The sequence below is a fragment of the Acinetobacter lactucae genome (assembly GCF_013122135.1).
GTDB lineage: Bacteria > Pseudomonadota > Gammaproteobacteria > Pseudomonadales > Moraxellaceae > Acinetobacter > Acinetobacter lactucae.
Genome location: NZ_CP053391.1, coordinates 1451505 through 1466194, shown reverse-complemented (window position 1 = coordinate 1466194; position 14690 = coordinate 1451505). Strand labels below are relative to the sequence as shown.

The window sequence follows — 14690 nt, the reverse complement described above, 5'->3', positions numbered from 1 at the left end:
TTTTATAAAACACAATGAAGTTTGCACATGATGAAACAAGATGAGCACCTGATGACCTCACGTCGGTTTGTACCGATGTTTTTTACCCAGTTTTTTGGCGCATTAAATGATAATGTTTTTAAGCAAGCTTTATTATTGGTGATTACTTATGGATGGATTCAGCAACAATCTGCTCCGGTAAGCACGCTTAATAATTTGGCAGCCCTCTTGTTTATACTGCCATATTTCTTTTTTTCAGCCACAGCTGGACAAATCGCCGACAAATACGAACGATCTCAACTCGTCCGTGGTATTAAAATTTTAGAAATCATCATTATGCTCATCGGTACTGCGGGTTTCCTGTTAGGAAACTTATGGCTACTTCTTTTTGCTTTATTTTTGATGGGTACACATTCGACATTCTTCGGTCCGATTAAATACGCAATTTTGCCTGAAATCTTAAAACCGAACGAGTTAATGTCGGGTAATGCGCTATTTCAATCCGGCACATCCATGGCAATCTTGTTCGGAATGATCTTAGGTGGTGCCGTTATTGCCTCATCAGATGGAAATTTATTGTGGATTAGTATCACCGTCGTTGCTATTGCTTGCATAGGCTATTTATTTAGTCGTTTCATTCTGCCACAAAAAATTGCTGCGCCTGACTTAAAGATTGACTGGAATTTTATCCGTACCAGTTTCCAAACCATTAAATATGCAAAAAGCTTACCGTTAGTATTCACAATTTTGCTAGGCAACTCATGGTATTGGTTTTATGGAGCAACTTATTTAACTCAAATTCCGCAGCTGACCCAACAAAATCTGCATGCATCAGAAAATGTCGTTAGTCTGTTACTGACTTTCTTTTCAGTCGGTATTGGTGTGGGTTCTCTTCTTTGCCGTAAAATTGGTGGCTCAGAAATTAATATTAAAATGGTGCCGATTGGTGCAGTTGGCCTTACTGTTTTTGCGCTCTACCTTGCTGCCAGTTTAGCTTTTGTACCCGAAAGAACTGGGGCATTACTGACTTTAAAAGATGTTTTTACTCAGGGCTGGGTTTACTACCATGTCATGATTGCTGTGACTTTACTGGGTATTAGTGGCGGTTTTTATATAGTTCCTTTGTATGCCATGATGCAGGCTTACTCACCACGCTCACATCGTGCTCGAGTTGTTGCAGCGAATAACATCTTAAATGCCGTTTTTATGGTTTCTTCTGCAATTTTTTCAATCTTAATCTTAAGTGTTTTAAAAATTGATATTAAAATACTATTTATTATTACAGCTGTACTTAGTGCAATCTTTAGTATCTGGCTTCTTGCCCGACTAAAACCAATGCTTGCCACAGCCCACCTTTCTTTAGAGGACTAATTTATGCGCCACTATACTGGAATTGATCAACTTATTAACTCATTTGATCAGGCATTGCGTAGTCTTGTTCCGGGTGCAACAGCAGCACAGCGTCAAAATCCAGCTGAAACAGTAGAAACAAAACTTGGCGTAGAAGATGCTCGCCATGTCGCAGGCTTAATGCGTGTTAATCATAGTGGTGAAGTGTGTGCTCAAGCACTTTACCATGGGCAAGCATTAACAGCGAAATTGCCAAATGTACGTCAGGAAATGCAACAAGCAGCGATTGAAGAACAAGATCATTTAGCTTGGTGCGAAGACCGTTTAAAAGAATTAAACAGTCATACAAGTTTGTTAAACCCAATCTGGTATGGGTTGTCATATGGCATGGGTGCCCTTGCTGGTATTGCAGGTGATAAATATAGCTTAGGTTTTGTGGCCGAAACTGAGCGTCAGGTTAGTCTGCATTTACAAGATCACTTAAACCAATTACCAGCTCAAGATGAGCGCTCTCGTAAAATTTTAGAGCAAATGAATGAGGATGAATTACATCACCGTCATACTGCACTTGAAGCAGGCGGTGTTGAGTTACCATATGCAGTAAAAATTACGATGACTGCGATTTCAAAGTTAATGACGAAAACTAGTTATTATCTTTGAAAAAAAACAAAGGATTGATCTCATTCCGATCAATCCTTTTTTAAAATATTATTTTAACCCGTGATCATATTTGAAACGTTCGATATCTCGAATTGAGTTCCAATAGTTTCTGTTAATGCGGTCACGATCAATTTGTAATTCTCTTAAAAGCTTACGATAACGTTCACGCTCTTCTGGCTTTAATTTTTCGTTGTAGGCATTATCAGAATATTGCTTAAACTTTTCGTCATAACGATCGTATTCAGCTTTTGCATTATAGTAATCGGAAGCTGCTTGATAATAAGGTCTTAAACGATTGCGCTGCTCAACTGGGCACACATTAATATTGCCATTGCCCTCTAAAGCGTTATAAAAAATATTTGCAGGCTGACAATAATATCCTAGCCCCTCTTTGTACCCGCGCTCATATGACTTTTGATCTGGAACAATATTGGCTTTTCCGCACGCTTTATAATATTGATCTAAACGTGGCGAAGATCCCTTTGAACCATCTTTCTCACCCACTAATGACCAATTCGCAGTCTTACATTCTTCTACGCTCATTGCAGCACAACCTGAAAGGCTGATTGCTAAAATGGCTAAACCGATATTTTTCATATTAAGAAAACTCAAAAATAAAATTAAAAAACGCAAAAAATAAAATTCCAGTACATGTGCTATATAAGCCTTGCTCAATTCAAGATTTATAAATAAATGTTTAACTGGATAAGCATTTAAGTTTAAAACAGTTTGACCATCTCACCAAATAAGAAGCTTAAATTTCTAGCTTTGTTTAGTTTAAAAAAGAGAAATCCAAAGATTTTTATAATGCGCCGAGTGCTCTTATACGCTAATTTTACTTTAAAAATTGCTTATCAAATTAAGCATCAAAATATTGATTATTATAATAAAAAATCAAAATTATTTACAACAGAATCTTTCATCATTTTACTCTTTTTTTACGAGATTAACGTCAAAGGCTACGGTAGGATTTTAGCTAAATAACCACCAAGGTTTTTATAATGAGTACGCTTATTTATCCTAATTTAAACTTACAAAATCCTCTTTTTAAGGCATTTAAAATATCAGATGATTTTAATCCTCCAGTACAACCTAGCACTTTCAACTCAGAGCTTTTTCTGAAAGAAGTTGATGAATATTTAAGTTTATATCCCCACACTCAGCACATTGATATTTGCTTGCATGACTTAAACGGGCATATTCGTGGTAAACGTATTGACGTTAAGGGTCTGAAAAATCTATCTAATGGATGTTATTTTCCACTTTCTGTTTATGCAATGAGTCTTGATGGAAAAGTGATTGAAGAGACAGGCCTAGGAAAATACATTGGTGAACCAGATAGACTTTGTCTGCCCATTTTAGGCAGCTTGCAACCAAGTGCCTTATCCCCAGAATTCAATGCTCAGCTTTTCCTCACAATGCAAGAAGAAGATGGTTCAGACTGTCACTATGAACCACGCAACATATTAAAAAAATTATTAAATCAGTTACATGCTAATAATTATTTCCCTGTCATGGCTGCCGAACTAGAATTTTACCTTTTCTCACCTTACCCTCAATCTGAAACATGTTCAGAAAACCAATGTTTTGATATAGATGCGCCAAATAACTACCAACAAGTCCTAGAAGAAGTTGAAAAAGCCGCTCTATTACAGTCTATTGAAATTACCGCTATTGTTGCAGAGTCATCCCCTGGACAATATGAATTAAATCTTCAACACAGCCATGATATTTTAAAACTCTGCGATCAAATTAATGCTTTAAAAAGAATTGTAAAACAAGTCGCAAAAAAACATGACTTAACTGCTTGTTTCATGGCAAAGCCAAACTTGGCAAAAGCTGGTAGTGGTATGCATTTTCATATGAGCCTGCTCAATCAGTACCATGAAAATATATTTAGCTCAGAAGAAGAAAAAGATAAGCTTTCCATCAAATTACTCAGCGCAATTAGCGGACTTATTGAATTAATGCCTGCATCTATGGCTATTTTAGCGCCTAATATTAATTCTTATAGACGTTTTAAAATTGGACATCATGTGCCATTAGAAGCCAATTGGGACACCAATAACCGTAACGTAGCAATCCGGATTCCATGCTCAGATGTACAAAATCAACGCTTAGAATATCGCGTTGCTGGAGCCGACTGTAATCCCTATCTCGTTACAGCAACAATTTTAGCGGGTGTATCTTATGGCTTATCTCATAAATTACCGCTACCAAAACCTGCACATCTTTTAAAGTTTCCAGACGAGCACATTTTATTAGCCAACAATCAACCGGAAGCCTTAAAAATATTTAAAGGAAGTCTTATTTTAAAAGGATATTTAGGAGCAGACTTTGTAGAGCATTGGTACACGGTTAAACAGGCTGAATATCAAAATATTTACAGTCAAATGACCGAAGCAGAACAACATTGGGATATATAACTCAAAAAACACTATGACATAAAAAATAAAGAAACACTGTATTCAGCGAACCCTTAGGGAGAAATACCCTAAGGTTTTTTTTATATCTATTAATGATTTTTCTGCTTAGCTAAAAAACGTAATCCAACACCTGGCTCAGTTGCAATATAACGTGGCTGAATCGCGTTATCCCCCAGTTTACTGCGTAGCTTGCCCACTAAAATACGTAAATAGTGCGTATCTTCCTGATGGGTTGGGCCCCACAGTTCTTTTAAGAGCTGAGGCTGTGTTAAAAGCTGCCCTTGATAGCGCATTAATAGCGTCAAAAGTTGAAACTCTTTTCGAGTTAAAGTAATTGGCTGTTGCTCGATCCAAACTAATCGTTGCATGACATCAACCTTGAGATAGCCATCGTCATACACATGAGCTTCTTGCTGAATCGGTTGATTTCTTAGAATGACACGTATGCGCGCCAAAAGCTCTTGCACACTAAAAGGCTTGGTCATGTAGTCATTTGCACCTGCATCTAGCAAGGCAACTTTTTCATATTCATCGGCACGGACAGATAACACAATAACGGGAACATTCGACCAGCTACGTAATTCTTGAAGCACTTCTTTTCCATCTAAATCGGGTAAGCCTAAGTCTAAAATAACCAAATCAGCCCCTTGGGTTGCCAATGCCTCTAGGCCTTTGTAACCCGTTTCACAGAGCGTGGTTTTGTATTTTTGAGTTCTTAAAGCAATGTCTAGAAATTTACGGATTTGAGGCTCATCATCAATAATCACAATACGTGTTTCTACAGGTGATGTTTCTGGACTTATCATGAATTTACAACTTATTCTTTTACTGGATGAATGGGTAATTTGATTTGAATTAAAGTACCTCTATTTTGGCGCCCTGAAAATGCTTCTATTGTACCCATATGAGCACCAATAATCGCTTTTACGATGGTTAGCCCTAAACCCGTACCGAATTTCCCACGATCTCCACGTTCCATGGTGTAAAACATATCGAAAATGCGGTGTCTTTCGTCTTCAGGGATTCCTGCACCTTTATCTTCAATTTCTATTTTTACTTCATCGTCTGACAAAAGATGAGTACGAATCATAACTGGTTCATCTGGAGGTGAAAAGTTTGCGGCATTTTCTAAAACATTAAAAATAGCTTGCTCTACTAGTGCTGGGTGGACATATAAACTAATAGTTTGTTCAGGCAACTGAACGATCACTTGAGTATCAGGTTTGTAGCGCTTTAAACGGCGGGTTGCGGAGCCGATTAATTCATCTACGCCAATCCAGTCTCTTTTTAAAGTTAGACCTTCGTGTCCCAAACGGGTCATATCAAGCAAGTTCTGAATATAACGGTCTAAGCGCTCACCTTCTAAATGAATTGTTTCAAGTAAATCTTGCTGGTCTTGTTCTGACATATCAGCTTTAAAATTGGCAAGCGTGTCTGCCGCCCCAATAATAGAAGCAAGTGGCGAGCGTAAATCATGCGATACCGACGATAATAAAGCTGAACGTAAGCGCTCTGTTTCGCTGGTGACTTTTGCTTGTTCAAGCTCATTAACCAATTGAGTCCGAAGTACTGCCTGAGCAATATACTCGACCACACTTTCCGTTAGTTTCTTCTGCTCAAAATTTAAGGAAACTACATCATCCTTAAAATAAATTCCTACTATACCTAGGCTATTTTTCTGTTCTAAAAGAGGTAAAAACCACCAGTTTGACTGACTGAGTGTATCTGTAAAACGCCCACACGGCTGCCTGTGTTTCAAACACCATTCTGCAGCTACTTTTTCTTTATCATTTAGCTCAATATCAGATGAAATGACCTTATCTTGAATAGAAATCCATACCTTTGTTTGAAGCTGTGTTTCTAAAGTCATTCGACCTGTTTGCATGACATCTTCAAGGTTAACGGCACTAGAAAGCTTACGTGCCAAATCTTGCATTACCGTAGTGTAGGCATTTGCTGCTTTTAAAGACAAAACTTGCTGGCGTAACTGAGAGGCCAAACGTCCAGCGATTAACGCTGCTGCAAAAAAAGCAACAACAGTAACGACCCCTTGGTGTGCTGAAATCTGAAAAGTAAAACGTGGTGCGATAAAGAAAAAATTATAAGCTAAGAAGCAGATTAAGGCTGCCACTACGGCAGCAAGCATTCGGGTTTTAGTTGCAACAATTAAAACTGAAATAATGAAAATGACAGAGAAGTCTTCAATACCAAATAGAACTTCCGCGAAATGAGCTAGAAAAATGCTGCCACACGTCACAGCTAAAACAAAAATACTTTCTTTTAATGATAAAAATGAAGGCTTTTCAATTTGATTGATCTTTTTGGTACCCTGTTCTGGGTGCAAAATGGTTAAAGCAATTGAGTTTTCTTGATTTAATAATTGCTGAGCTAAATTTTTCTTAAATAACTTTAACCACCAAGGCGAAATACTTTTACCAATGACCAGATTTGAAATTCCTCGGTCAACTGCGGCATCCATTAACACTGAAGCAACTCGCGGCCCATATAAAACTTCTGTTCGACCACCGAGTTGCCGAGCCAATTCAAATGCACGGTCAATCTCGATATATTCTTTTTTATAAGAAGTTCCTGAACTCTGCCCAAAGTCCAAGCTTTTAGCAACATTCACTACAGTCCATGTAGCGCCATTACGTTCTGCTAAACGGCAGCCTGCCCGTACTAAATACTCAGAGGAACCTTGCCCATCTATCGCAATCATCAATTCATTTTGCAGCGAGATAGACTTCAAACCTTTAGAGGCATAGCTCTCTTTTAAGTCTGAATCGACATGCTCAGCAACGCATTGCATTGCCAGTTCACGTAATGCCGTTAAATTTGAAATGCTAAAAAAGCCTTGTAATGCTAGGTTTGCTTGCTCTGGTACATAGACTTTCCCTTGATGGAGCCTTTCAATAAGCTCACTGACAGGTAAATCAATTAAGCGAATGTCTCGGATACGATCAAATACCCGATCTGGTACCGTTTCATTTACTCGAATCCCGGTAATCTGGTAAACCACATCATTTAGGCTTTCTAAATGTTGAATATTTATGGTGGTGAATACATCAATACCAGCGTCTAGCAACTCATTAACATCTTGCCACCGTCGTTCATGACGACTATTTGGGACGTTGCGATGAGCCAACTCATCGACCAAAACAATTTCTGGATGCCGAAGCAGAATAGCATCCAAGTCCATTTCTTCTAATGTATGCCCCTGATATTGCATTTCCTTTCTAGCAATTTCAGGTAAGCCTTCCAAAATTTTTAGAGTTTCTATTCTTCCGTGGGTTTCAACTATACCCACAACCACATCTGTGCCCTGTTGAAATAACTCTTTGGCACGGGCAAGCATGGCATAGGTTTTTCCAACACCAGGTGCCGCACCTAAAAAGACCGTTAGTCGACCAGCTTGATATCTGTTGACATGATTTAATAAGGCCTCAGCCTGATTTTCGCGATTGCTTTGCACTTGATATCATCCGGTAAACTAACAACTTTATTTTTAAGTTAATGTGTAGATTGTAATTGATCTAAAGCAATATTGAGCTGTAATACATTAACACGAGCTTGCCCCAATACACCAAACTGCTTCGGTTCAATATGCTTTTGCAAAAGCTCTTCCACAATCTTAGGGTCTAAATGACGCGCTTGCGCCACTCGAGCAACCTGTAACTGAGCAGATTCAGGACTAATATGCGGATCAATACCACTCCCCGATTTAGTCACCAAATCACTTGGAATTGGTGTATTACCTGTGTGATCTTGTTTTTTCACCACAAGACTCTGAGCATCAATTTGTTGCTGTAGTTCAGGATTAGTACGAGCTAAATTTGTACCCGCCATAGCCATCGGGTCATAAGCGACTGCTGAAGGACGTGGATGAAAATAAGCCTCTCCCACAAATGGCTGAGCGACTAATTTTGACCCTAAAACTTTATGATCTATTTCAATCAAACTACCATTTGCTTGATTGTTAAATAGCACCTGTCCCGCACCTGTAGCAATCGCACTATAAACAGCACCACAGCCAACTAAGGTAAAAATTAATAATCCCAAAGATGCTCTTAAGGTCTGACCCAAATTTGCTTCTGAATTTTGTGCATAAGTTTTCATTTCAAACTCCAGATTACAAACCAAATAATTGAACAATCACAACATCAATCGCTTTAATGGCAATGAATGGTAGAACCACGCCACCCACACCATAAATCAACATATTTCGACGTAGTAACTGAGTTGCCGTTGACGGTTTAAATTTCACGCCTCGGAGTGCGATTGGAATTAATAGCGGAATAATAATCGCGTTAAAAATTAATGCAGATAAAATCGCACTGCTTGGACTTGCTAAGTGCATTACATTCAATACTTGCATTTGTGGAATCGCAGCAGCGAACAATGCAGGCAAGATGGCAAAGTATTTAGAGACGTCGTTTGCTAACGAAAATGTTGTTAAAGCACCACGGGTAATCAGTTGCTGTTTCCCAATCTCAACTACAGCGAGTAGTTTGGTCGGGTCAGAGTCTAAATCGACCATATTGCCGGCTTCTTTTGCAGCTTGTGTACCCGAGTTCATGGCTAAACCGATATCGGCTTGTGCTAATGCTGGCGCATCGTTGGTTCCGTCACCGACCATTGCAACTAAACGACCTTGCTGTTGTTCGGTGCGAATACAAGCCAATTTGTCTTCTGGTTTTGCTTCGGCAATATAATCATCTACACCAGCTTCAGCAGCAATCGCGGCCGCAGTTAATGGGTTATCACCTGTAACCATGACAGTTTTAATACCCATTTCTCTTAAACGGGCAAAACGTTCTTTAATGCCGTGTTTAATTACATCTGAAAGCTCAATCACACCCAATACATGATGTTGATTTGCTACCACTAATGGTGTTGCACCTTTTTTAGCAACTTGTTCAACACGTGCTTTTAACTCTAAATCTTGAGAATAATCTTCATCTACAAACTTTAAGATTGCATCTAAAGCACCTTTACGAATTTGCTCACCATTCGGTAAATTCACACCAGAAATTCGAGTCGAAGCACTAAAAGAGATAAATTCGGCTTGCTCAGGTTCTTGCTGTTTTAAACCTTGCTCTTTTGCTAACTTAACAATCGACTTCCCTTCTGGTGTTGGGTCAGCAAGTGAACTTACCCAAGCAGCAGCTCTCAACTCAGACTCGGTTACCGAAGTTAAAGGATAAAAAGAAGTTGCTTGACGGTCACCATAAGTAATGGTTCCTGTTTTATCGAGTAAAAGCACATCAATATCACCCGCGACTTCTACCGCTTTACCTGATTTCGCCAAAACATTGGCTTTGAGGGCACGGTTCATCCCTGCAATACCAATCGCAGGTAACAAGCCACCAATGGTTGTAGGAATCAGGCAGACCAATAATGCCACGAGCACAACTGGATCAAGTTCAATATGCAAATACTTGGCAATAAATGGCAAGCTAATCACGACAATTAAAAACGTGATTGTCATCACCATTAACAAGAAGCCAAGTGCAATCTCATTCGGAGTTTTCTGGCGATTTGAGCCTTCAACCAAAGCAATCATACGGTCTAAGAAACTTTGACCAGATTCAGCAGTCACTTGCACAACAATACGATCTGTAAGTACTTTGGTTCCGCCAATAACACCTGAACGGTCTGTTCCAGCTTCACGTAACACAGGTGCTGACTCACCTGTAACAGCCGATTCATTAATAGTTGCAAAGCCTTCTACAATCTCACCGTCGGCAGGAACAAGCTCACCTGCATGTACTTCAATAAAATCATTTAAATGAAGTTCAGTAGCTGCGATTTGAGTGGTTTGACGGTCTGTCAAAGAGTTGAGTCTTCGAGCCGTTAAATTTTCTCTTGCTGCACGTAATGAAGATGCCTGCCCACGGCCTCTAGCCTCTGCAACTGCTTCGGCATAGTTAGCAAATAAAATGGTAATAAACAGAATTGCTGTAACCACTAAACCAAATAACAGCGTGGTGTAACCTAAGATTGTACTAATGCCTGTAACCACTGTTCCAAGCCATACAATTGCCATCACAGGGTTTTTAATTGCATGCTGCGGTAGCAGTTTCACAAATGCATTTTTCCAAACTTCAAAATTTGGCACTGCCATGGTTTGTTTATGGCTATTTACATGAGTTTGTGTATTCATTTTCACTCGCCTCCTTAGCCTTTAACCAACAAAAGTTGATCGGCAATAGGCCCAAGGACAAGAACTGGCATAAATTGTAATAAGGTAAGCAACACAACAATCGTAATCAGCGTTAAAGCAAAGGTTGGAGTTTCAACTTGAAGACTACCTGCTGTTTCGGGTGCTTTTCTTTTTGCTGCTAAACGTGTCGCAATCATTAATGGCAAAATTAATGTCGGAAAACGTCCTAACAGTAGAGCGATACTACAAGTGACATTCCACCATACAGTGTTGTCTCCAAGACCTTCAAAACCTGAACCATTGTTGGCAAATGCAGAGACATATTCGTAGAACACTTGGCTAATACCATGTGGTCCCGGATTACTAATTCCAGATATGCCTGGAATGCTGAGGCTTAATGCGGTAAATGCAAGAATGACTAAAGGTTGAATCAAGATAATAATCGCGAGTAACTTAATTTCTGCGGCTTCAATCTTGCGTCCAAACAACTCTGGAGTACGGCCTGTCATTAAACCTGCAATAAATACGGCGAGTAATAGATAAATCATAAACTGTTGTAGACCACAGCCCACACCGCCCCAAATCGCATTAATCAGCATGTTAATGAGTTCGACCATACCAGTAAGCGGCGCAGAAGAATCATGCATCATATTGACTGAGCCGTTATTCACCTGCGTAGTGATCGCTGCCCAAACTACTGATGCTGCTGGTCCAAATCGTTGTTCCTTACCTTCCATTACGGCAAGCTGAGATGCTGTCGATGACATACTCTCAGACCAGACAGCCGCTGCACCTGAAATAATCGACATGAAAAGCATGCTACCAAACACAAAATAGGCAAACTTTTTACGCTGAGTAAAATGCCCGACCATACATATAACTGTGATTGGAATGAGTAAGATTGCAATCATTTCTAGTAAATTAGAAAGTGGTGTTGGATTTTCTAAAGGTACAGAACTATTTGGACCATACCAGCCACCACCGTTACTACCCAATTGCTTAATCGCCACCATTGGCGCAACTGGCCCTAAAGGAATTTTTTGAGTTTCAACACTATTGGCTTTATCAATAAGCTGTACTTCTGGTCCACCTTGGAAAGTTGCTGGTACGCCTTGGCTGTTAAGCAACAACGACCAGACAAAACACAGTGGAAGCAAAAAGCGTACTGTAGGGCGAATTACATCTGCCCAATAGTTACCAATTAAAATTTGGTCTGGTTGCTCGGCCACATTGGCTGCAATATGGCTTGGACGCTGATAAAAAAAAGCTCTTAAGGTCGCGACAACTAAAGCCAGCCCCATCATTGGAGTAATAACTTGCAACCCCACAATACCTGTCATTTGCGACAAATAAGATAATTGAGCTTGACCAGAATAATGCTGTTGGTTGGTATTGGTTAAAAATGAAATAACTGTGTGTAACGCTAAATCCCAACTCATATTTGGTGCATGGTTAGGATTTAATGGTAGCCATGCTTGCGTCATAAAAATAGCTAGAATAGCCACTGCAAGAAAAATACAGCTCACAACAAATGCTAGAGAATAGTGTTTCCAGTTCATTTGTTGCTGTGGAGATACACCTAATAAGCGGTAAACAGGATTTTCAATCCAACCAAATAATCCATCACCCAACATCGGCTGATTTGCCATCACTTTGGATAGATATTTACTGAGGCACCATGCTAGAAAAATAGCAATAAATAAAACAAGTATAAGTTCTAACATAGCTATTCTCCTCTATACCCCTTGGCTTGATTTGCCAAACTGGAAATGAGGAGAGATGGAGAAATATCATTTGTTTTAAGTCCGCATAAGACAATGCCAGACTGATGCAAGATGCGCATTTGAGAATTTATAAGCATCTTTATTGTCCTGAAATAACATTAATTTAGTGAATTTCAGTATCGATAAAATGCCCGTAAATTCTCTATTGAGGAAGTTAAAGCCCGCGTAAAGTTTGCGTAAAATTTAGTTTGAAGGGTATTAAACTTTAAAATTAACGACTGGATAAATCATGCTATCAGCCTTTAAGGTTTCACAATGCCAAAGTTCATATAAAGGAATTTTTACATCGAGTGCTAAGGGCAATTTTTTAGAATTAAATTGCATATGGTCCAGATCACTTCCCCATGCAATCAAATCTACATCTAAAGAAATATGATGCGACGGACGAACGCGCCCCGAATCTGACTCAAGTTGCTTTAGAAAGGATTCAATTTGGTCACACGATAAAGTGCTTTTTAATAGACATGCTGAATTCCAATAATCATCTCCAATACCATCTCGGCATGGAATTTGATAAACAGATGAAAACTGCACTTTCCCCAAAGTTGCCAATTGCTTATAAGCAAAAGTAAAGTGCTGATCTGCGTCTAAATTACTCGCTAGAGCGAGCGCAAAAATTGTTTCTGGTGCGTTCAAGACGAATTCCTACAGCATTAGCTTCTGCAATGATGGCTGGCTTACGGATGGTTATGGTAATTTTTTCAATTGTTGGAAAGGTTTCAAATAAACATTGCAAAACCAACTGAGCTGCATGTTCGATTAATTCAGGTTTGGCTTGCTGAATGGTTTGAGCCGATAACTCACAAATCTGGGCATAGTTGAGTGTGTCCTCAAGTTTGTCAGACTGCGCTGCTCGGCTCAAATCATTATGGATGGTTAAATCCAACATTAAAGGTTGAATGATTTGTCTTTCCCAGTTGAAACAGCCAATCACTGTCTCAACCTTCAATCCTTCAATAATAATGGCATCCATAAATTTAAACTGACCTTAGTGCTTTAATAACGAAGCAGGTTCCATATTTTGAACCATTTTCAAACGTTGGTCTGCATAAATATCAGTATATGGTGCGAGTACGCGCATAAAACGATCGAAATAAAGCATTTGCTTAAATAATAAAGCAAAATCACGTGGGAATTTAATACCGTGGCGTTCGCCTACACCTACCATATCCATCATAATGTCATTTAAATCGGCTGGATTTGAAGACAAGATCTGCTGTGGATCGGCCATTAATACGCCATTAAACAAACGCTCTAAATCTTGTGCCAATACATCAACATCGACCTTGTTATGGGTCATACCCATTTTTAGCATATTTTCAGCCATTGCCTGATAATCAGTCTTTTGTAAGGCATCCATAAAAGCAATACATGCTGTCCAAACTTCTGGCTTTAACTGACCCACGATACCAAAATCGATAAAACCAATTCGGCCATCTTCAAGCAACATTAGATTCCCAGCATGTAAGTCCGCATGGAAACTCTTACACAGCATAAGACTACCAAACCATGTATTCATGGCGGTAATCAGTACTTGTGATGGATCTTTAGCATATTGTTTTACAACACTAAAGTCTGTCAAAGACACACCATATAAGCGTTGCATGGTCAAAACACGGCGTGTAGAAAACTGATGATAAACTTTAGGCGCTGTCGCTGCTTTATTTTGTGAAATATTAAGATACTCCACAAAATCATCTAAGTTTTGTGCTTCTTCAATGAAATCGACTTCACGAACCATACGGCTTTTAATTTCATCAACAATTTCAGAAAGAGCAGCAAATTTAATCTTTGGTACTGCACGCTCAAGCAACTTAGCAGCCCAATGCACTACACTTAAGTCAGTATATAAAATGGTTTCAACACCAGGCTTTTGTACTTTAATAACCACATCTTCACCTGTAGTCAGTTTAGCGGCATGAACCTGAGCAATTGATGCAGAAGCTAATGGCTTTTCATCGATATAGCTAAAAATCTGACTTAAATCGCGTCCTTCAAATTCAGACGCAAGCACACCTTGAATATAACTAAATGGGAGTGTTGGTGTCTGGTCTAGACAACCTTGAAATTCTTCTACATATTCGCGTGGGAAAAGCGATGGAGTACTCGCAATAAACTGACCAAGCTTAATATAAGTTGAACCAAGCGACTCAAAAGTCTCTCGCATGAGTTTGGCATTACTTGGTTTTTCAGTTGCGTATTTAATTCCAGCTTTGGCGGCAACCACTGCTGTTTCACCAATACGGGCGACTGAACGTAGCCCATCAAACAAAATATTTTTTTTCATATTTCTTCAAAACCGAATCATTCAGGTTGAGTGTAGCAAAT

At 39.2% G+C, this 14690-nt stretch carries 12 protein-coding genes; 3 read left to right on the top strand and 9 right to left on the bottom strand.

Translation table 11 applies throughout. The annotated features are described in order from the left end of the window. The first annotated feature begins 27 nt into the window (after nt 1-27). Together HLV59_RS06810 and coq7 are read left to right on the top strand one after the other, a co-directional pair. Nucleotides 28-1350 (top strand): MFS transporter, encoded by a 1323-nt coding sequence (locus tag HLV59_RS06810; RefSeq protein ID WP_081033746.1) that lies wholly within the window; start codon nt 28-30, stop codon nt 1348-1350. A gap of 3 nt (nt 1351-1353) precedes the next feature. Beyond that, entirely contained in the window at nt 1354-1989 is a 636-nt protein-coding gene (gene coq7 / locus HLV59_RS06805) for a 2-polyprenyl-3-methyl-6-methoxy-1,4-benzoquinone monooxygenase (RefSeq protein WP_002119684.1), read from the top strand. Nucleotides 1990-2037: 48 nt separating this feature from the next. On the opposite strand, the gene HLV59_RS06800 is transcribed toward coq7, so the two are convergent. Then, nucleotides 2038-2586: a DUF2799 domain-containing protein gene (locus tag HLV59_RS06800; protein WP_016145790.1), complete on the bottom strand. Its 549-nt coding sequence runs from the start codon at nt 2584-2586 to the stop codon at nt 2038-2040. A gap of 404 nt (nt 2587-2990) precedes the next feature. Here HLV59_RS06800 and HLV59_RS06795 point away from each other — a divergent pair, with 404 nt between their 5' ends. Beyond that, nucleotides 2991-4415: a glutamine synthetase family protein gene (locus tag HLV59_RS06795; protein WP_171429606.1), complete on the top strand. Its 1425-nt coding sequence runs from the start codon at nt 2991-2993 to the stop codon at nt 4413-4415. A gap of 89 nt (nt 4416-4504) precedes the next feature. On the opposite strand, the gene HLV59_RS06790 is transcribed toward HLV59_RS06795, so the two are convergent. The 8 genes from HLV59_RS06790 to HLV59_RS06755 all read right to left on the bottom strand — a co-directional run bounded on the left by HLV59_RS06790 (nt 4505) and on the right by HLV59_RS06755 (nt 14649). Beyond that, complete coding sequence (locus HLV59_RS06790; RefSeq protein WP_016145792.1) at nt 4505-5221, bottom strand: response regulator; 717 nt, start codon at nt 5219-5221, stop codon at nt 4505-4507. 11 nt (nt 5222-5232) lie between these two features. Further along, nucleotides 5233-7887 carry a sensor histidine kinase gene (locus HLV59_RS06785; protein ID WP_171429605.1) on the bottom strand — a complete coding sequence of 885 codons (2655 nt, stop codon included), beginning with the start codon at nt 7885-7887 and terminating at the stop codon, nt 5233-5235. A 38-nt stretch (nt 7888-7925) separates the two neighbouring features. Continuing rightward, complete coding sequence (kdpC, locus tag HLV59_RS06780) at nt 7926-8531, bottom strand: potassium-transporting ATPase subunit KdpC (protein WP_171429604.1); 606 nt, start codon at nt 8529-8531, stop codon at nt 7926-7928. Between the two features lie 13 nt (nt 8532-8544). Next, the gene (gene kdpB, locus HLV59_RS06775; protein ID WP_171429603.1) at nt 8545-10584 is read right to left on the bottom strand and encodes a potassium-transporting ATPase subunit KdpB; all 2040 of its coding nucleotides are present in this window, start codon (nt 10582-10584) and stop codon (nt 8545-8547) included. A gap of 8 nt (nt 10585-10592) precedes the next feature. Beyond that, complete coding sequence (gene kdpA, locus HLV59_RS06770; protein WP_171429602.1) at nt 10593-12302, bottom strand: potassium-transporting ATPase subunit KdpA; 1710 nt, start codon at nt 12300-12302, stop codon at nt 10593-10595. A 258-nt stretch (nt 12303-12560) separates the two neighbouring features. After that, nucleotides 12561-12998 carry a 2-amino-4-hydroxy-6-hydroxymethyldihydropteridine diphosphokinase gene (locus tag HLV59_RS06765; protein WP_151747591.1) on the bottom strand — a complete coding sequence of 146 codons (438 nt, stop codon included), beginning with the start codon at nt 12996-12998 and terminating at the stop codon, nt 12561-12563. After that, nucleotides 12955-13335 carry a dihydroneopterin aldolase gene (gene folB / locus HLV59_RS06760; RefSeq protein WP_171429601.1) on the bottom strand — a complete coding sequence of 127 codons (381 nt, stop codon included), beginning with the start codon at nt 13333-13335 and terminating at the stop codon, nt 12955-12957. The genes HLV59_RS06765 and folB overlap by 44 nt, the downstream gene beginning before the upstream one ends. A 15-nt stretch (nt 13336-13350) precedes the next feature. After that, nucleotides 13351-14649: an ABC1 kinase family protein gene (locus HLV59_RS06755; protein ID WP_031948800.1), complete on the bottom strand. Its 1299-nt coding sequence runs from the start codon at nt 14647-14649 to the stop codon at nt 13351-13353. Nucleotides 14650-14690: the final 41 nt, after the last annotated feature.